The sequence below is a fragment of the Parasphingomonas halimpatiens genome (genome assembly GCF_036663795.1).
Classification (GTDB): Bacteria; Pseudomonadota; Alphaproteobacteria; order Sphingomonadales; family Sphingomonadaceae; genus Sphingomonas.
Window position 1 is genome coordinate 136,851 of record NZ_JAXOJP010000007.1, and the last position, 19,489, is coordinate 156,339.

Sequence of the window (19,489 nt, forward strand, 5' to 3'; positions counted from 1 at the left end):
CTGGTCACCGCCGGCCGCGCCTCACGGATGATGGCGCCGCGCCTTCTGCTCGGCGCGGGCATCGATATAGCTGGCGAGCACGGCGCGCATCTCGGCCACGGCCTTTTCGCGTGCCCGGGCATCCTCGATCCGCGACAGCTCGCGTTTCAGGCTGGTGGCGAAATCGGCATAGCTGTTCTCCCAGTCGCGCCCGACGACCTGCTGCAGCTGCGGGTCGGCGGTCTTGATCCGCGTCGCGCGGGTCGCGGGCTGCAGGCGGTAGACCTCGCCGATCTCGGGGACGAGGATCGCCGCGGCGAGGTCCTGCGACGTGGCGAGCCCGCGCAGCGCCTCGATCGCGCCGGCCTCGCCATGCGACAGGAACAGGCTGCCGGTAATCGGGCGCCGGGCGGCGATCCAAGCGAGCAGGCCCTGCTGGTCGGCATGCGCGGAATAGCTTTCGATGCGGCGGATCGTCGCGCGCACGACGATGTCCTCGCCCCAGATGCGCACGCGTTCGGCACCGTCGAGGATCACGCGGCCGAGCGACCCTTCGGCCTGGAAGCCGACGAACAGGATCGTGGCCTCGCGCTTGTAGAGATTGTGGATCAGGTGGTGGCGGATGCGCCCGGCCTCGCACATGCCCGACGCCGCCATGATGATCGCGCCCGACACGCTGTTGAGGCGGATCGATTCGGCGGTCGCGTCGACGAAGTGGAAGGCGGTGTTGTGGAAGATGTTGCCGCCCTCCATGTCCTTGAGCGTGTCGGCATAGCGGGCGAAGACGCGCGTCGCCTGGTTGGCGAGCGGTGAATCGACGAACACCGGCACCGCCGGGATGCGCTTGGCGTCGAGCAGCGCGGCGAGGTCGAGCAGCAGCTCCTGCGTCCGCTCGAGCGCGAAGACGGGGATGATCAGGTTGCCGCCGCGCGCGAGCGCCGCCTTGACCTCGGTTTCCAGCAGCGTCCGGCGGTCGGCGAGGGTGAGGTCCTCGCGCGTGCGATCGCCATAGGTCGATTCGCAGATGACATGGTCGAAACCGGCCGGGCTTTCCGGATCGGGATAAAAGGCCTTGTTCTCGGGGCCGATATCGCCCGAGCACAGCAGATGCGTGTCGTCGACGATCATCTCGACCGAGGCCGAGCCGAGGATATGCCCGGCATTCCACAGCCGCGCGCGGAACCCCGGCACGGGCTCGAACCATGTTTCCAACGGGATGGCGCGGGTCTGTTTCCACGCGGCGATGGCATCCTGTTCGGTGTAGATCGGCTCGATCGCGGGCTGGTCGGCGCGGTCCTTGCGGCGATTGCGGCGGGCGGCATCGCCTTCCTGGATGCGGCCGGCATCGGCGAGCATGAATTCGAGCAGCGCGGCGGTCTGTTCGGTGCACCAGATGTCGCCGGCAAAGCCCTCGGCGACGAGCCGGGGGAGCAACCCGCTATGGTCGATATGGGCATGGGTGAGGATGACGGCATCGACCTTCTCCGCGTCGAACGCGAATGGCGCCCGATTGAGCGTCTCAAGCGTGCGCGAGCCCTGGAACAGCCCGCAATCGACCAGCACGCGCTTGCCGGCGTGGCAGAATTCCATGCACGAGCCGGTCACGGTGCGGGCCGCGCCGTGAAAGGCGAGGGTCAAGCCGTCGGTCATGCGGCGACCGACGATAATGAAGACCGACGGCGCCGTGCGGCGCGTGACGCAGTATCGTGATCGGCCATGCCTGCACTCTCCCAATAGCCCGAACCTAGGCGGCCCGGACGGCGCGCATCATGCGTAGAAACCCGGACCTCGGGCCAGGGCCGGGGCCGGCGCGGGTAACGGCACGGTGCGAGCGCAGAGGCTCGACCTTGGTGGAAACCGCAAAGGCGGCGATAGGCATGTGGCTCTAAAACGGGCGGGCAGCGTTACCGTCGTCGCGCACGCGACGCGCATCACCGATGGCAAACGACGAAGGGACACAGCGTGGTCGAACGAGCGAAGCTGGATTTCTACAAACAGGTGCTGCGGCCCGACCCGTCGCGCACCGTCGTGCGGCCGTTCGAACTGGGATATCCGGCTGGGTTCGACACGGGACCGTCGCGCAACCAGCAGATCGTCGACCGCATCCTGACGCTCGACGACGCCGAACTGGCGCGTCAGTTCATCGGCGTCAGCGAATCGCTCGACGAACATCATCGCGATGTCGACGCGATGCTGATGCGGCGCTTCGACCAGATCGCCGGAGGGCTGTCGAACGTCGCCGACATCAATCCCGACCAGCGTCGGCTGATCGGCGCCTATCTCAGCGAGGAATATGCCTATGAGGCAGCAGCGCTGTTCAACCCGAGCATCGTGCTGCATCCTGACCAGTCGGGGCTGACGGCGGGCGCGCTGCGATTCGTCATGTCGCTGCGCGGCATCGGCGAGGGGCATGTCTCGTCGGTCACATTCCGCACGGGCACCTGGACGCCGGGCGGCGAGTTGCTGGTCGAGGCGGCCGGCGAGAGCTCGGTGGCACCGATCGTCGCCGCGGACACGGGCGATGGCGATGCCGTGATCAACCTGCATTGCGGCGGCAGTCAGTCGATTTCCGAGACGGTGTTGTATCCGCTGTTGCCGAGCCAGAGGCAGGGCATCGAGGATGTGCGGCTGGTGCGTTTCGTCGAGGATGACGGCAGCGTCGTCTATCACGGCACCTATACCGCGTTCAGCGGCGCCGCAGTGCGATCGGAACTGCTCAGCGGGACCGATTTCCGCTCGTTCGAAATGCGCGCGCTGACCGGCAGCGCCGCGAGCGGCAAGGGCATGGCGCTGTTCCCGCGCAAGGTCGGCGGGCGCTATGCAATGCTCGGCCGGCAGGACAATGAGAATATCTGGCTGCATCTGTCGGACGACGTGCTGCACTGGGAGGGCGGCGAGAAGATCGTCAAGCCGTGCTACCCGTGGGAATTCGTCCAGATGGGCAATTGCGGCTCGCCGACCGAGATCGACGAGGGCTGGCTGGTGATGACGCATGGCGTCGGCACGGTGCGCAATTACTGCGTCGGGGCCTGTCTGCTCGACAAGGATGACCCGACCAAGCTGCTCGCGCGCACGCCGCGCCCGGTGCTTGCGCCGAGTCCGCACGAACGCGACGGTTATGTCCCCAACGTCGTCTATAGCTGCGGCGCGCTGGTCGCGGGGAGGACGATGCTGCTACCCTATGCCGTTGCCGACAGCTTCACGGCATTCGCGACGGCTTCGATCGATAACCTGCTGTCGGTCATGGAGTAGCGCAAGCCTAGCCTCGCATACGCCGCGCAATCCACGCATCGCCCTGCGCCTGCAGGATCTCCAGCGGCAACCGGCCGCCGGCCAGCACCGCGTCGTGATAATCCTTGATGTCGTATTTCGCGCCGAGCAGTTTCTGCGCCTTGTCGCGGATCGCGACGAAGGTCGAGTGGCCGAGCTTGTAGCTGCACGCCTGGCCGGGATTGACGCAGTAGCGGTCGATCTCGCGGGTCGCGAAGCCGGGGGTTTCGCCCTGCGCGGTGACGAACAGGTCGATCGCGCGCTCGCGGCTCCAGCGATAATGGTGCAAGCCGGTGTCGATGATGCAGCGGTGTGCGCGGAAAAGCTGCTCCTTGAGATAACCGAGCTGGCCGAGCGGATCGTCGTCATACATGCCGATCTCGTCGGCGAGCTGCTCGGCATAAAGCGCCCAACCTTCGGCATAGCCCGAAAAGCCGCTTGCCTTGCGGATCAGCGGCAGGTCGTTGTTGGAAAGTGCGAGGCCGCCCTCGAACTGATGGCCCGGCAACCCCTCGTGATAGATCACGGTCGGCAGCATGAATTTGGGCCATTCGCCCGAATCCTGGAAGTTGAAATAAACATAGCCCGGGCGCGACCCGTCGAGCGACGGGCCCTGCGAAAAGGCCGAGGCGGCGCCGGCCTCGGTTTCCGGCGGCACGCGGCGCACCTCGAACTTGTAGGGCGGGATGCGCTTGAACACGCGCGGCAGGCGCTCGCGGATCGCGACCAGCCGCGCGTTGCAATAGGCGATCGCCTCGGCCTTGCCGGCATCGGTGTTGGGGAAGACCTGGCCGGGAAGATCGTGGATCGCCTTCAGCCGGTCGCCGACGCTGCCCGACGTCATGCCCTGCTTGCGCATGATGCCGTCCATCCGCGCGGTGATCGCGGCGGCTTGGTCGAGGCCGAATCTGTGGACCTCCTGCGGGGGCAACCGGGTGGTCGTCGCGTTGCGCAGCTCCATGCGGTAAAAGGCGTCGCCGTCCTTGAGCTTCCACACGCCCGCGTCATGCGTGGCATGGCCGCGCGCCGCCGTCACCGCGTCGAACTGGCGGGTCAGCGCGGGGAGGATCTGCGCGTCGTGGAGCGCGGCGGCCCGGGTCGCGTAGCTGTCGGGCAGGCCCCTGGCGCGGGCGTGCGCGGCAAAGGACTGGATCAGGCGCGCGTCGGTTGCCGGGACCTTGAGCTTGCCGAGTTGGGTCAGCGTCAGGTCGAGCAGGAAATCGGCCGGCAGGACGTTCGCCGCCGCGTCGCGGGTGAAGCGCGTCGTGTTGGCGTCGAGCTGGCCGGCAAAGGCGGCAAGCCGCGACAGCCACGCCTCGGCATCGCCGGCGCTGTTGAGCGGGTGCTTGGTGTCGAGAAAGTCGGGGGTCGACTGATAGGCGCCGTTCTGCTGGCTGATGACATAGGGCGCGCCGGCATAGGCGAAATGGTCGGCGGCCGCGGCTGCGCGCCGGGCATAGAGCACCACGTCATAGTCGAGCCGGTCGGCGGGCGAGAGCGCCTTGCGATCGACCGCGAGCAGGCGCTTGATCTGGCTGGCGGTGAGCGCGCGGGAGGCGGCGCGGCCGGCCTCGCTGGCGTCGCTGAGCTTGCTGCGCAGATCGGCATTTTTGCCGGTGTCGAGGCCGAGAAGGGTCGCACTCTCGGGCCGCTGGCTCACCCCTTCGAAGAACAGCGTATCGAACAGCGTGGCGAGTTTCGGGTCGTGCGCCGGGGTCGCCGCGAGCGCTGCGGTGGGAAGCGTGAGCACGGCCCCGGCCGCCGCGCCGGAGCGGAGGATGGTGCGGCGGTCGATCGGCGTACTCATCGACGCAAGTTCCTCGGAGAAATTACCCTTCCCCCGGCGCAGGGAAGATTGTGCTCACCTGACCACGGGCAGGTCGATATAGCTTTCATCCGGTCCTGCAACCGTAACCTGTTGCGTCGCCTTCACATAATCCGCCGGCTTGGCAAAGAAGATGTTGGGCACGAACTTCTGCGGGTTGCGGTCGTAGAGCGGGAACCAGCTCGACTGGACCTGCACCATGATGCGGTGGCCGGGCAGGAAGACATGGTCCGACGCGGGCAGCGCGAACTGGTATTTGAGCGGCACGCCCGCGGCGAGCGGCTTGGCCTCGGCGAGGCTTTCGCGGTAGCGGCCGCGGAAGATGTCCATTGCGATGGCGAACTGATAGCCGCCCATCGCACGATCGCCCGGCACCTGGTCGGGATAGACATCGATCAGCTTGACCACCCAGTCGCTGTCGGTGCCGCTGGTCGCGGCGGTGAGATGGATGACGGGCGTGCCGGCGATCTTGACCGGCGCGGTCAGCACCTCGCCGGTGAAGGTCAGCACGTCGGGGCGGCTCGACACGGGGCGCTGGTCGCTGGTCAGCCACGCCGTCCAGTGATCGCCGTCATAGCCGATCGGTGCGACCGGGCGCGAGACGAAGGTGACCGGCTTGGCGGGGTCGGAGACATAGTCGGCGGTCTGCGCCGCACCGCCTGCCGCGTCGAAACCGACCGTGCCGCCGGGCTTGAGGTAGAGCGGCGTGCCGCTGCGCGCCTCGGGCCAGCCCGGCAGCCGGCGCCATTCGTTGGTGCCGCTCTCGAACACAGTGACCGGTGCCACGTCCATCGCGGCGCCTTTGAGATAATGCGCGAGGAATGGCGCGAGGACATGGTGGCGCCACCATTTGGCGGTGTCCTGATCCCATTTGATCGCGCCGAGATTGCTGCCATTGGCGATTTCCTGACCGTGATACCACGGCCCCATCGACAGGAAGACCATGTCGCCGGCGCTGTCCTTGGGCTTGAGCGCGGCATAGACTGCGGTCGCGCCGTAGATATCCTCCTGGTCCCATTGCGAGGCGACGAGCATCATCGGCACCTTGAGCGGCTCCTTCGCCAGCACGCGGTCCATCGCCTGTTCCGACCAGAAGCTGTCATAGGCGGGGTGGGCGACGACCTTGCGCCACGTGCCGACCTGTTCGAGGCCGTGCTGGCGGCCGAGTTCGCCGGCCGATCCGGCATTCATATACTGGTCGTAATCGTCGGCGTAGTTCGACGTCCAGACGCTGGAATTGTCGCGGGTTGCGACCTGTTCCCAGACATAGGGCATGTTCATCTGGCGGAAGGCGCCATTGTGGAACCAGTCGTCGCCGCGCCAGCCATCGACCATCGGGTTCATCGGCACCGAGACCTTGAGCGCCGGGTGCGGGTTGATCGTCGCCATCAGCGGCAGGAAGCCGTCATAGGAAATGCCCATGATGCCGACCTTGCCGTTCGATTCGGGCAGGTGCTTCACCAGCCAGTCGATCGTGTCCCAGGTATCGGTGGAGTCGTCGGTTTTCGTCGGGTTGAGCGCGGTGCCGGCGCGCGGCGGGTTCATCATGTAGATGCCGCCCGAGCCATATTTGCCGCGCACGTCCTGGACGACGCGGATGTACCCGCCCTCGGTGATCACGTCATAGGCATTGTCATAGCCGTCGAGGATCGAGCCGAGATCGCCGCTATGCTGGTTCGCGGTCAGCCCCTCGGCATTATAGGGTGTGCGGGTGAAGATCACCGGCGCATCGTGCGCTCCCCTGGGGATCAGGATGACGGTGTGGAGCTTGACCCCGTCGCGCATCGCGATGTCGACGGCGCGGCGCTCATAGTTCCAGCCGGGCGTCGCGGTGGTGACCGTGGCGGGGCGCTCGTCGGCGGCCTTGTCCGCGGCGGATTGGGCATGAGCGAGGGCCGGTGCCAACAGCATGGCGGACGCGGCAAGCATGGCGCGATAGTGCATCGTCTGTTCCCCGTTTCGTCATGCCGAGCTTGCCTCGGCGCAATTGTGACGGCGACAGGTGTGCGGCAGCACGGACCCCGGAACAAGTCCAGGGTGCCGAAAAAGAAACGGCCCGCACTCCCCGTTGGGAGGCGGGCCGCTTTCATCACCGGGTGATGGGTCTCAGGCGCGCGTACCCGTCATCGGGAAGCTGCCAAAGGCGCCGGCCTTGACCGAGCCGGTCAGCGTGTCGCCGTCGATCGTCGCGCTGCAATCGAGCGTCATCGGCATCGGCACGGTGATCGACATGCTCCAGCTGATCGTGTTGCCGTCGACCGTGCCGTTGGTGATGTCGGCGGTGCCCATCGCGCCGATCTGCTGCCCGGTCCAGCTGTTGCCGTCGCTCTTGACCGTGAGCGTCGCCTTCTGGTCGCCCATCGGCGACTTCACAACGGTCTCATAGGTTCCATCGACACCTGACATCGCTCTCTCCTGAAAATCAGTGCCGATCCGCAACGGATTCGGCGGCTACCACCTCAACCGGCAGACCGAGGCTGTCAAGCTGCGGCCGCACCTTGCTCGCGTCGCCGACGACGATCCACACCAGTTTCGACGGATCGATGACGCGCCGCGCTGCCGCGTCGAGCTCGGGCCGGGTGAAACGGCCGAGGCGCGATGCGAGCGTCTGGTAATAGTCGTCGGGGCGCCCGAGGAGATCGTTGGCCTGCATCGCACCGAGCACGGCATTGCCGGTTTCGAAACTGCCGGAAAGCTGGCGTGTCGCGCCGGCGATGGTGCGATCGAACTCGTCGGCCGTGATGCCCTGATCGGTCAGGAAGTGTTTGAGATCGTCCTGCAGCGACGCGATCGCCGGACCGGTCTTGTCAGCCTGCACCGGCGCATTGATCTGATAGGGTGCGACGAATTCGAGCGCCGAGAAGCGCCCGCCCGCGCCGTAGGACCAGTGCCGTGCCTCGCGCAGATCCATGTTGATCCGCGACAGGAAATCGCCGCCGAGCACGACGTTCGCGGTGCTGTAGGGCAGCAGATCGTCGGTGCCCTTGAGGCCCGTCAGCGCCGCCGCGACGATGATCGACTGCGGCGAATCCGGACGATCGATCAGCACGATCTTCGGCGTCGCCTGGACCGGGGCAGCGGCGAAGTCCTTCACGCCGGCCACGCCGGTCGCGGTCCAGTCACCGAAATGCGCCTGCATCGCCGCCTTGATCTCGGCGAGCGGACGATCGCTGACGACGAAGATCTTCGCCTTGTCGGGGCGAAGCCACGCGCCGGCGAAGGCGGACAGTTCGTCGCGCGTCATCGTCTTGACCGCGGCGGGGTCGCCGGTGCCGGCGGCAAGCTTGGTATAGGGTGAGTTGGGGCCGTAAAGCAGCGGCGGGACGGCGCGGCCGGCCAGCGCATTGGGGTTGGTCTTTTCCTGCGCGATCGCGGCGAGCAACTGGCCGCGCACACGCTCCATCTCGGCCGCCGGGAAGGTCGGGCGGCGCGTTACATCGGCGAAGATGTCGAGCGCCGGGGCAAGGTTGACGCTCGGCACCGACAGGCTGATCGAGGTGCGGTCGGCGCTGGCGCCGATGCCAAGCCCCATGCCGAGCCGCTCACGCGCGGCGCCCAGCGCATTGGAATCGAGCGTCGGCGTGCCTTCGTTGATCATCGACAGGGTAAAGGTCTGGGTGCCGAGGCGGGTTGCCGGATCCGCGGCGCCGCCGGCATCGAAGCTGATCACCGCGCGTGTCATCGGCACGGCGGCACGCTGGGCGTAGACCAGCTCGATGCCGTTCGACAGGCGCGTGCGCTCGACCTTCGGGAAGGACAGCGCCTCGACCTTGCCGACATCGAGCTTGACCGGCGGCGCATCGGGCGCGGCGGCAGCTGCGGCCGCCGGCGCCTTGGCCGGGGCGGCGGCCTGGGCATAGGCGGCGCGTGCGCCGGGCGCGACGGTCAACGCATAGACCGGGCGCGACAGCCATTTGTTGGCGGCGGCGGTGACGCGCGCCGGGGTCTCGGCGGCGAGGATCGCGAGTTCTTTCTTATAGTGATCGGGGTCGTTGGAGAACAACGCGCCCTGCGCCAGCGCGACCGCCTTGCCGCCAAAGCCCCCCACAGACTCCAGCCCGGCGATGCGCCGCGCGGCATCGCTGGTGGCGATGCGCTGGACCTCGTCAGCCGTGGGACCGGTTTTCAGGAAATCGGCAAGAATCTCGTCGATGCGCTTGTTGACCAACGCCGGATCGATGCCCGGCTTCACATTGACGGTAATCTCGAAGATGCCGAGCTGCGAGAAGCTCTGGTTGCTGGCCCGCGCCGACACCGCGAGCTTCTCCTTCTTGACCAGCGCCTGGTAGAGCCGCGCGCTCGACAGGCCGCCGAGCGCCGATGCGGCGACGTCGAGCGCGACCGATTCCTGGTCGTTGAGGCCCGGCACCGCCCACATGCGATAGAGCCGGGTGGTGGCGACGCGATCGGTGATCGTCTCGACCTTGGGCGCGGCCAGCGTCGGCACCGGGGCGACGGGGAGATGCACCTGCGGCCCGCGCGCGATGCCGCCGAAATATTTCTCGACCAGCGGACGCGCGGTCGCGACATCGATATCGCCGGCGAGCACGAGGACCGCATTGTTGGGGCCATAATGATCGGTGAACCAGGCCTTCACGTCGGTCAGGCTGGCGGCGTCGAGGTCGCTCATCGAGCCGATCGTGGTGTGGCCATAAGGGTGCGTCGCCGGGAAGAGCGATTCGACCTGCTTGTATTCGACCAGCCCATAAGGCTCGTTGTCGCCCTGGCGCTTCTCGTTCTGCACCACGCCGCGCTGCTCGTCGACGAGCGCCTGCGTCATTGCCGGCAGCAGATGCCCCATGCGATCGGCTTCGAGAAACAGCGCCGCGCCGAGCCCGGGTGTCGGCACGGTCTCGAAATAGTTGGTGCGGTCGAAATAGGTCGTGCCGTTATAGTCGGTCGCGCCGAGCTGCTTGAGATAGGTGAAATAGTCGCCTGGCGCGTTCTGGCTGCCGTTGAACATGAGATGCTCGAACAGATGCGCGAAGCCGGTCTTGCCCGCCGGCTCCATCTTCGAGCCGACATTGTACCACACGCTTACCGCGACGATCGGCGCCTTGCGATCGGTATGGACGATGACGCGCAGCCCGTTGGGCAGGGTGAATTGCTGATAGGGGATAGCAACCTGCGCAACCAGCGAAGCGACCGAAGCGGCGGGCTTGGCAACCGGTGTCGGCGTGGCGGGGCGGCCTGAGGCCGGCACGGCGAGCACCGCCAGCGCGACCCCGGACAGCAGCGCGGCGGACTGCACGAACAGCTTGCGATTCATCGACTTTCCCCAATCTTGACGTGTTGCATCATGTTATAGCGCGGGCCATTGCCGGCGCAATCATGGCCGATAGACGCGCTCGACATGCTGTTTGAGCTGGCTGGGGTAGAACCATACCGGCTTGAGCTGGTGCGCCACGAACAACTTTGCCTGATCGGTATAATGTTTCGAGTCTGGCCGCGTCATCGCCGCGCCGAACGGCTGGATCGAGCGCGAGCTGACATGGCCCGCCTTGTCCCAGTCGACGAACATGATGAAGCTGTCGCCATGGTTGACGACGAGCCGCCCGTCGGGCGCCTCGTCCCAGGTCGATGCCGCGCGCAGCACCTCGGGCGCGCCGTCCATCGGTAGATCGACCTTGCCCTGCCGCAGGCGCAGCACCTCGCCGAGCGGCGGATCGAGCCGGCCGAAATGATCGGTGAGATAGGCGGCGGCCTTGGCGAGTTCTTCTTGCGGGTCGAGCTCGGCATTGCGGCGGTAATGCCATTTCTGCCCGGCGCGCATCAGGATCACCGCCAGCGACTGCGCCGGGTTGTGGCCGTCGAAATTCCAGTTCCACTGTGCGAGCAGCTGCTGGGCGTGCGCGACCTGCTCGTTGTCCTTCGGCGGAGCGGCGGCGAGATCAGCGAACCATTTGCCGCCCCAGCCCTGCTTGCTGACCCCGGTATCGAACTTGATGCGGGTTAGATCCTCGGCGCTGATCCGCGGGTTGGCGCCCATCAGCTCGAGCGCGCGCGTGCCGCGATTGGTGGTGTCGGTCTCGACGCCGAGCAGCGGGTCCTGCGGTGGGATCTCCGATCCGGTCCCGGCCGCCTGATAGGGCGTGTTGTTGGCGTTGATCAGGAAACCCGACGCCGGATTGACGTTCCGCGGCACCCGCGCCCAGGCCACGGTACCGGGGGCGAAGTCGCGCGACCTGTCGCCGGGCAGCACCCTGGCATAGTCGAAGCCCGGCCTCCGGTTGGGGAAGGACGCGTTGTAGAAATAGGCGATGTTGCCCTTGGCGTCGCCGTAGAGGAAGTTGGTCGCCGGCACGCCCTGGATCGCCAGCGCCTGTTGCCATTCGGTGAAAGTGCGGGCGCGATTGAGGCGGTAATATTCCTCGACCATCCTGAGCTGGTCGGCGCCGCCATAGCGGATCGCAAAGGCGCCGCTCTTGTTGACGATCACCGGCCCCTGTACCGCGCGGTACACCGTCTTTGGGACGGGCAGGACGAACGGCCCCCACAGCTTGACGTGCAACCACACGGTGGTCTTTTCGAGCGGACGCATCGCGCCGTCGAAGCGGTAGCTGGTGCCATCGGCACCCAGCGCGAGTTTGTAGACGTCGATGAGATCGGGCCGGTTGACGGTATTGGTCCAGCCCAGCGTCAGATTGTGCCCCATCAACGGATAGGGTGCGCCGGTGAAGGTTGCGCCGGCGAAGTTCCACCCGGCCTGCGAGTGCACCACCAGCTCGTACCAGGCGACGCCGCCACGCCACGGCTGATGCGAGTTCGACACCAGCCGCGTATGGCCATCGGCCGAACGACGCGGCGCGACGACGAAGGCGTTCGAGCCATTCTCCTGGCCGTTGGGCCCGACCGGCGTGACGTCGGGCGCATCGGGTTGCGGGCCGGCATTCTCGCGCGGCAGCGCCTCATCGCCGACCAGCGCGGCAAGCGTCGCGTCGAGCCCGAAGAAGAAAGGCGAGCGCAACACGAAACCGGTCGCGATATCCTCGCCATTGACCGGGAAGAGCTTCGCCAGCCGGATCTCGTCGGGGTGGCGCGCGGCAAAGCGATTGAGCCCGGAGGCATAGCCGTCGAGCAAGGCACGGACATCGGCCGGCTGCTTCATGTAATCGCGCCGCGCGGTGGCGCGCGCGCCGACGAGATGCAGCGCGAAATCGCTCTTCGCACCATCCGCGCCGGTCATCGCGCCGAGCCGCCCGCGCGACATCGCCAGCCCTTCCTGCAAGGTCGCGAAATCATCCTCGGCATGGGCATAGGCGATGCCATAGGCGACATCGGGGTCGGTCTTGCCGAAGATGTGCGGCACGCCGAAATTGTCACGCGCGATGGTCACGTCATAATGATGTGTCGGCGGCGGGGTCGCGGCGCGGGCGGTCAGCGGCTCCCACGTGGCAAGGAAGATCGCGACCAGCAGCAGCAGGACCACGACGAAAATGCCAGCACGCCGCAAAATCTTCCGCATCTCATCCCCACCTATTTGCTCTTGTGCCGTCGGTCTTATCCGCGCGGCCCGGAAAGCGCGACCCGGCAATCGACCAGGCGCCCGTCTCCATGCAGCGCGCCGCACGACGCGTCGCCATCATCATTAGGTATATTGACGCATTGCGATTACCGATGATCGCGCCCCTTGTGTTGCCAAATTACAACACTATCTGCGCTGAGACCAAGGACAGGGACGCTCATGAACCTCGAGAAATTCACCGACCGCGCCAAGGGCTTTCTCCAGTCGGCGCTGACCGTTGCGATCCGCATGAGCCACCAGCGGATTTCGCCCGAACATCTGTTGAAGGCGCTGCTCGAGGACGAGCAGGGCATGGCCGCCGGTCTGATCCAGGCGGCGGGCGGCGACGCCAAGCGCGCGGTGGCCGAAACCGATGCCGCGCTCGCCAAGATCCCCGCGGTGTCGGGCGGCGGCGCGCAGCAGCAGCCCGGGCTCGACAATGACATCGTCCGCGTGCTCGACCAGGCCGAGCAGATTGCGCAAAAGGCCGGCGACAGCTTCGTCACGGTCGAGCGGCTGCTCGTCGCGCTGTCGCTGGCGACGACGACCGCCGCCGGCAAGGCGCTGGCCGCCGCCGCCGCCAAGCCCGAGGCGCTCAACGCCGCGATCAACCAGCTGCGCCAGGGCCGCACCGCCGACACGGCGGGTGCCGAGGATCGCTACGACGCGCTCAAGAAATTCGCCCGCGACCTGACCCAGGCGGCGCGCGACGGCAAGCTCGATCCCGTCATCGGCCGCGACGAGGAAATCCGCCGCACGATCCAGATCCTCGCCCGGCGCACCAAGAACAATCCGGTGCTGATCGGCGAACCCGGCGTCGGCAAGACCGCGATCGCCGAGGGGCTGGCGCTACGAATCGCCAATGGCGACGTGCCCGACACGCTCAAGGACCGCAAGCTGATGGCGCTCGACATGGGCAGCCTGATCGCCGGCGCGAAATATCGCGGCGAGTTCGAGGAGCGCCTCAAGGGCGTGCTCGACGAGGTCAAGGCCGCCGAGGGCGACATCATCCTGTTCATCGACGAGATGCACACCCTGATCGGCGCGGGCAAGGGCGACGGCGCGATGGATGCGTCGAACATGATCAAGCCGGCGCTGGCGCGCGGCGAACTGCACTGCATCGGCGCGACGACGCTCGACGAATATCGCAAGCATGTCGAGAAGGACCCGGCGCTGCAACGGCGCTTCCAGCCGGTATTCGTCGGCGAGCCGACGGTCGAGGACACCATCTCGATCCTGCGCGGGCTGAAGGACCGTTACGAACTGCACCACGGCGTGCGCATCACCGATGGCGCGATCGTCGCGGCGGCGACGCTGTCGCACCGCTACATCACCGATCGCTTCCTGCCCGACAAGGCGATCGACCTGATGGACGAGGCAGCGAGCCGCATCCGCATGGAGGTCGAGTCCAAGCCCGAGGAGATCGAAATCCTCGACCGGCGTATCATGCAGCTCAAGATCGAACGCGAGGCGCTGAAGCGCGAGACAGACGCCGCGTCGATCGAGCGGCTCGGCAATCTCGACAGCGAACTGGCCAATCTCGAGCAGCAATCGGCCGAGCTGACGACGCGCTGGCAGGCCGAGAAGGACAAGATCTCGGCCGAGGCACGGCTGAAGGAGCAGCTCGACGCGGCGCGGCTCGAACTGGAGCAGGCGCAGCGCGCCGGCGATCTCGCCAAGGCGGGCGAGCTCTCTTACGGCCGCATCCCCGAGCTGACGCGCAAGCTGGAAGAGGCGCAGGGCGTGACCAAGGGCGCGATGCTGCGCGAGGAAGTCACCGCCGACGACATTGCCGGCGTGGTCAGCCGCTGGACCGGCATTCCGGTCGAGCGGATGCTGGCGGGCGAGCGCGACAAGCTGCTCAGGATGGAAGAGACGATCGGCAAGCGCGTGATCGGCCAGGCCGATGCGGTGCACGCCGTGTCGACCGCGGTACGCCGCGCGCGCGCCGGCTTGCAGGACCCCAACCGGCCGCTCGGCAGCTTCCTGTTCCTCGGGCCGACGGGCGTCGGCAAGACCGAGCTGACCAAGGCGCTGGCCGAATTCCTGTTCGACGACCCCGCCGCGATGGTGCGCATCGACATGAGCGAATTCATGGAGAAGCACAGCGTCTCGCGGCTGATCGGTGCCCCGCCGGGCTATGTCGGTTACGAGGAGGGCGGCGTGCTGACCGAGGCAGTGCGCCGACGGCCCTATCAGGTCGTGCTGTTCGACGAGGTCGAGAAGGCCCATGGCGACGTGTTCAACGTGCTGCTGCAGGTGCTCGACGACGGGCGGCTGACCGACGGGCAGGGCCGCACGGTCGATTTCACCAACACGCTGATCATCCTGACCTCGAATCTCGGTAGCCAGTATCTCGCCAACCAGCCCGATGGCGAGCCGGTCAGCGCGGTCGAACCACAGGTGATGGAGATCGTGCGCGGGCATTTCCGCCCCGAATTCCTCAACCGGCTCGACGAGATCATCCTGTTCCACCGGCTCGGGCAGAGCGAGATGGCGCCGATCGTCGACCTGCAGGTCGCGCGCGTCGGCAAGCTGCTGGCCGACCGCAAGGTCGTGCTCGACCTGACCGAGGGGGCGCGCAACTGGCTCGGGCGGGTCGGCTACGATCCGGTTTATGGCGCGCGGCCGCTGAAGCGCGCGGTGCAGCGTTACCTGCAGGACCCGCTCGCCGACATGATCCTGCGCGGCGACGTCCGCGACGGCTCGACGATCCGGGTCGAAGAGGGCGACGGCAAGCTGAGCCTTACGGTCGCGGCATAAGAAAAGGGGGCGGCTTCCGCGTGGAAGCCGCCCCGATCCTGTCAGGCCTTCAGGCCACGGGTCAGAACTTGAAGTTCGCGCCCGCGCGGAAGAAGCGCCCGACGATCCCGGACTGGGTCCAGGTCGGGTTGTAGTTGTTGCCGGCGTAGTTGGCCGGGTTGAGCGGCGCACTGGCGTCGAACAGGTTGATCACGTTCACGTAAAAGCTGAACTTGCTGTTGACCTTGACCTCACCGACCAGATCGAGGTCGAAAAAGCCCTTGGTGCTGCAGAAGGTGTCACCCGCCCCATAGAGCGAATCCGCGCAGCTGGTAGCGCCGTGGCCGCTCTGGTCCTCGGCCACCGAGCGGTAGCCGCTGACATAATAAGCGGTGCCGGTCAGCGTGAACGGCCCGGTCTGCAGGCTGTTCTGCCAGTTGGCACGCCAGCGTGGCGTCCCTGCCCCCGACGACAGCACGTACGGCGCCTGGGTGCCGACATAATGGTCATAGGGGTCGTTGGCCGAGGGCTTGAAATCGTAGTTGAGGATTTCGGTGCCTTCGAGCCGGGTGGTGAAGCGTGTGTTCCCGCCGAATTTGAAGTCGCCCTGGATCGAGACATCGATACCGGACGTCTTCAGCGCCGCAGCGTTTTCGTAAGGCGAATTGACGATCAACACCCGGCGTACCGCGTTCGGGAACTGAGGATCCGGATCGTCGACCGTGACGGTATAGCCAGCCGGCAGGGCCGTGCCGGCGTAATAGGCTGACAGCGCAGCGCCCGCCAGCGGTCCGCCCGAGATGACGTCGGTCTTCTTGATGTTGTAATAGTCGACCGTCATGCTGAGCCAGCGCGTCGGCTGGAAGATCGCACCGGCGGTAAAGCTGCGCGACTTCTCGGGCTTCAGGTTGGGGTTGGACGCGTTGTTGAAGCCGATCGAATAGGCCTGAACGTAGGAATTGCCGCCGGTGCAGCCATCGGCCGTGGCGGTGCCACCATGGGCGAGGATCAGGTTACAGTTGGGCGACGAGGTCGTGTAGCCGATCACCGCGCCGTTCTGCGATTCGGCGAAGCTCGGTGCGCGGAAGCCCTTGGAGAAGGTACCGCGCAGCGCCAGTTCGCGGATCGGGGTGAACTTGAACCCGACCTTCGGCGAGAAGCGGCTATAGCCGTCCGAATAGTGATCGTAGCGGCCTGAACCGTTGATCTCGAGCTGGTCGAAGATCGGTGCGTTCACCTCGAAGAAACCCGCCGTCACCGTCCGGGCACCCGAGGCGGTGACCGCATTGAGGCCGAGGAAGGCGTTGTTCACATTGGCATTCGGATTGTTGAGCTTTTCGCGCCGCACCGAGCCGCCGACCGCGACCTGCAGCGGACCGCCGGGCAGCTGGAACAGATCCTTGGTGACGACGGCCTGCGCCATGTACAGCTCGGTCCGGGCCTTGGTGACCACGTCGGGCGAGATCGAATCGCGCACCGCCTGGCTGTTGAGCGACGGATTGATGAAGTTGTAGCTGCCGGTGTTGATCGCATTGGTCAGGCCGGCGATATTGATATAGCCCTTGTTGGTGCCGGTCAGGTCGCTGCGCGCATAGGTCGCATCGAACGAATAGCCCCAGCCGTCACCGAACTTGCCCGAAATGCCGCCCGCGATACGGTAGACATTGTTGTCGGTCTCGGCCGACGCCGGAATGTCGCCGAACGCATAGTTGATCTGTGCGGCCAGGCCCCGCGCCGCATAGGGGTTCTGCGGGTTGAGCGTGCCGTTGCTGAGCAGCGCCGGCAACACGACGTTGGTCGAGTTGATCGGGTTGCGCTGGCGGATTGTCGACGGGGTGGTCGTCGAGAACACCTTGCTGTGATAATAGGTGCCGGTCAGATAGGCCTGTGCATTGTCGCCGACCTGCACCGTCGCGTGACCGGTGAAGCCATAGCGCGTCTGCTCGGGCGCGATCGTGCCGTAGGTCGCCTGGTTCTGCTCGCAATAGGCGCCGCCATTGCCGCCATTTTCCAGCGTGACCGGGTCGAACTTGGCGATCGTGCCGGCGGCGCAACCGGCCGGGTTGAGCACCTGGCTGAGCGTGTCGGGCAGGGCGACGCCGCTGAACGGGTTGCCCGGCGTGGTCTGCGTTGCAGGGCGAACGACCGCGCTGATCGTGCCGACGCGACCGCCGAACGCACCGAATGCGCCGACATTGTTGTCGAAGCCGCCGATCGAGCTCAGGTCGGTGGTGTTGTAGGGGAAACCACGATCGGCGACGCCGATCAGGCCGTCATGCTCATATTCGCCGTTGAGGTAGACGTTGAAGCCCTGCTCCTTCAGGTCGCCATAGCCCGCGGTCAGCGTCGCACGCTGCTCGCCGCCATCGCCGCGCTGCGAGATGCCGCCTTCGACGGTGCCCTCGATGCCCTTGATTTCCTTGCGCTGGATGATGTTGACCACGCCGCCGATCGCATCGGCGCCATAGGTCGACGACGCGCCGTCCTTGAGCACTTCGATCCGCTCGATCGTGCTCTTCGGAATCGAGTTAAGATCGACGAAGGAACGCTGGCCGTCATCGGCATAGGGATAGTTGGTGGTACGGATGCCGTCGATCAGCACCAGCGTCGAGTTGACGGTCAGGCCGCGCAGCGAAACGCCGGCGGCGCCCGAGCCGAAGCCGTTGGCGAAGGCGGTCGGGACCGAGCCCGAATTGTCCGCCGAAATCGAGTGAATCGCGTCGGCGATGTTGGTGATGCCGGCCTTTTGCAGATTCTCCGCGGTCAGCACCGTGACGGGCGACGGCGTTTCCTTGTCGGTGCGGCGAAACAGCGTACCGGTCACGACGATATCGGGGGTGGTGTCGGCGGCCTGGTCGACGGGTGCGGCCGGTGCTGGTGCGGTTTGGTCCTGGGCGAAGGCAGGTACCGCGATCAGCGCCAAAGCGAGCCCGAGCGGCGCCGCGCTGGCGCGCAAATGCGCCTGGCGGGAACGGTGCAGCGATGTTGTCATTAGGGGAGTCCTCAAGATTTACACGTGCCAGGCGAATACATCTCGCCGAGCTGGCACCCTCGGCGCCCCCTACCCCGGTCGCCTTGTGCAAAGTATCGCTGTTGATTGTAAACCGGCCACGCAGCCTGCCGGTAGGTTTTGTCTCACACTGTCACCGGGTTGCAACAGTATTCTGTCACGTTACCGTTCCTATCCGGGCTGGTCGGGCCCGGAAATCGCCACCCCGGCAATGAGGGCCGTGCGCGTCGCTGGTCGCCGCCAGTGTCGGCTGCATCACCCGATCCGGCTAAATGCCTTGTCCAGCAACTTCGCCAGGCGCAGGCCGCCGCGTTCAACCTGAAGGCGGGCCGCCGGCACCAGGCTGGCGATCGTCGCATCGTCCAGCGCGACACGCGCCGGGTTGGGCCCGCACGGATCGCCGTGCAGTGCGGTAGCATAGACAACGTCGTGCGCCACCTGCCAGCTTTCGCGGCTCCAGTCGGTCACCGTGCCGGCGGCGATGCGCGCCCGGGTTGCCGCCGGGTAGCGTCGCACCAGCGTTGGACCCGTGGTGATCGCGCGCTCGGCGAGCGGGCCGTCCCACACCGAATGGAGGTTGAAGCGCTGAGGTGCATAGACGCCATAGCTCGCGCCGATATCGTTGCCGCCCTTGTCGGCCTTCTCGCCGGCATGGAGCGGCTGGTGCAGGTCGCCGACGAAGTGGATCAGGAACACCAGCGCCTGGACCTTGTCCTTGCGCGGCGCGTGGCGGTCGCGCAGCGTGGCGACGTCGCGCTCGATCTGCGCCGACACGCAATTGCCGTCCTTGCATGGCTCGGCCAGCGCAAAGGACTGGCAGACATTCACGTCCTGGAAGTGCCAGCCATAGGCATAGCCGAAGCGCGGCTTGCCATCGCCGGTCTTCAGTTTCTTGACACAATCGGCCCAGGTGCTGGCGCGCTCGATCGTCGTAGCGGGGCATTCGGGCGTGCCGAGCGATGCCGAGGTTGCCAGCAGGCGGCGGACTGCAAGACGCGTCGCCGGGGTAACGTTGGCCATGGCGATCTCGCCGACCGTCTCATGGCCATATTCCCAATAGGCCGAAGCGGGAGCGGACAGGCCGATCGTGGCGACGAAGGCACCGATCGTGGCGGCGGTTACAATGCGACTCATCGGGGCGGCTATAAGGCGCCCGCTG

Annotated in this window: 10 protein-coding genes; 2 read left to right on the forward strand and 8 right to left on the reverse strand. The window is 66.4% G+C overall.

Annotated features, from left to right (window positions below; genetic code table 11):
- Positions 1-21: 21 nt before the first annotated feature.
- The gene (locus tag U1839_RS09965) at positions 22-1,629 is read right to left on the reverse strand and encodes an MBL fold metallo-hydrolase (RefSeq protein ID WP_332803490.1); all 1,608 of its coding nucleotides are present in this window, start codon (positions 1,627-1,629) and stop codon (positions 22-24) included.
- A gap of 312 nt (positions 1,630-1,941) precedes the next feature.
- On the opposite strand from U1839_RS09965, the gene U1839_RS09970 reads away from it, so the two are divergent.
- Entirely contained in the window at positions 1,942-3,231 is a 1,290-nt protein-coding gene (locus U1839_RS09970) for a glycoside hydrolase family 130 protein (RefSeq protein ID WP_332803491.1), read from the forward strand.
- 7 nt (positions 3,232-3,238) lie between these two features.
- On the opposite strand, the gene U1839_RS09975 is transcribed toward U1839_RS09970, so the two are convergent.
- From U1839_RS09975 to U1839_RS09995, 5 genes are all read right to left on the reverse strand, one after another.
- Positions 3,239-5,056: a DUF885 domain-containing protein gene (locus U1839_RS09975; RefSeq protein WP_332803492.1), complete on the reverse strand. Its 1,818-nt coding sequence runs from the start codon at positions 5,054-5,056 to the stop codon at positions 3,239-3,241.
- Between the two features lie 54 nt (positions 5,057-5,110).
- Positions 5,111-7,018 carry a CocE/NonD family hydrolase gene (locus U1839_RS09980; protein WP_332803493.1) on the reverse strand — a complete coding sequence of 636 codons (1,908 nt, stop codon included), beginning with the start codon at positions 7,016-7,018 and terminating at the stop codon, positions 5,111-5,113.
- A 162-nt stretch (positions 7,019-7,180) separates the two neighbouring features.
- Positions 7,181-7,480, reverse strand: a complete 300-nt coding sequence (locus U1839_RS09985; protein ID WP_332803494.1) for a hypothetical protein — start codon at positions 7,478-7,480, stop codon at positions 7,181-7,183.
- Positions 7,481-7,496: 16 nt separating this feature from the next.
- Positions 7,497-10,343, reverse strand: a complete 2,847-nt coding sequence (locus U1839_RS09990) for a M16 family metallopeptidase (protein ID WP_332803495.1) — start codon at positions 10,341-10,343, stop codon at positions 7,497-7,499.
- Between the two features lie 60 nt (positions 10,344-10,403).
- Positions 10,404-12,539 carry a penicillin acylase family protein gene (locus U1839_RS09995; protein WP_332803496.1) on the reverse strand — a complete coding sequence of 712 codons (2,136 nt, stop codon included), beginning with the start codon at positions 12,537-12,539 and terminating at the stop codon, positions 10,404-10,406.
- Between the two features lie 219 nt (positions 12,540-12,758).
- On the opposite strand from U1839_RS09995, the gene clpB reads away from it, so the two are divergent.
- Entirely contained in the window at positions 12,759-15,341 is a 2,583-nt protein-coding gene (gene clpB, locus U1839_RS10000; RefSeq protein ID WP_332803497.1) for an ATP-dependent chaperone ClpB, read from the forward strand.
- Positions 15,342-15,402: 61 nt separating this feature from the next.
- Here the strand turns inward: clpB and U1839_RS10005 are convergent, their stop codons facing one another.
- The gene (locus tag U1839_RS10005) at positions 15,403-18,312 is read right to left on the reverse strand and encodes a TonB-dependent receptor plug domain-containing protein (protein ID WP_332803498.1); all 2,910 of its coding nucleotides are present in this window, start codon (positions 18,310-18,312) and stop codon (positions 15,403-15,405) included.
- 273 nt (positions 18,313-18,585) lie between these two features.
- Positions 18,586-19,464: a S1/P1 nuclease gene (locus U1839_RS10010; RefSeq protein ID WP_332803499.1), complete on the reverse strand. Its 879-nt coding sequence runs from the start codon at positions 19,462-19,464 to the stop codon at positions 18,586-18,588.
- Positions 19,465-19,489: the final 25 nt, after the last annotated feature.

What these genes read in the sequence shown, in the direction of transcription:
- U1839_RS09965 (WP_332803490.1), bottom strand. Translation starts at nt 1,629, where the DNA reads ATGACCGACGGCTTGACCCTCGCCTTTCACGGCGCGGCCCGCACCGTG.
- U1839_RS09975 (WP_332803492.1), bottom strand. Translation starts at nt 5,056, where the DNA reads ATGAGTACGCCGATCGACCGCCGCACCATCCTCCGCTCCGGCGCGGCG.
- U1839_RS09980 (WP_332803493.1), bottom strand. Translation starts at nt 7,018, where the DNA reads ATGCACTATCGCGCCATGCTTGCCGCGTCCGCCATGCTGTTGGCACCG.
- U1839_RS09985 (WP_332803494.1), bottom strand. Translation starts at nt 7,480, where the DNA reads ATGTCAGGTGTCGATGGAACCTATGAGACCGTTGTGAAGTCGCCGATG.
- U1839_RS09990 (WP_332803495.1), bottom strand. Translation starts at nt 10,343, where the DNA reads ATGAATCGCAAGCTGTTCGTGCAGTCCGCCGCGCTGCTGTCCGGGGTC.
- U1839_RS09995 (WP_332803496.1), bottom strand. Translation starts at nt 12,539, where the DNA reads ATGCGGAAGATTTTGCGGCGTGCTGGCATTTTCGTCGTGGTCCTGCTG.
- clpB (WP_332803497.1), top strand. Translation starts at nt 12,759, where the DNA reads ATGAACCTCGAGAAATTCACCGACCGCGCCAAGGGCTTTCTCCAGTCG.
- U1839_RS10005 (WP_332803498.1), bottom strand. Translation starts at nt 18,312, where the DNA reads ATGACAACATCGCTGCACCGTTCCCGCCAGGCGCATTTGCGCGCCAGC.
- U1839_RS10010 (WP_332803499.1), bottom strand. Translation starts at nt 19,464, where the DNA reads ATGAGTCGCATTGTAACCGCCGCCACGATCGGTGCCTTCGTCGCCACG.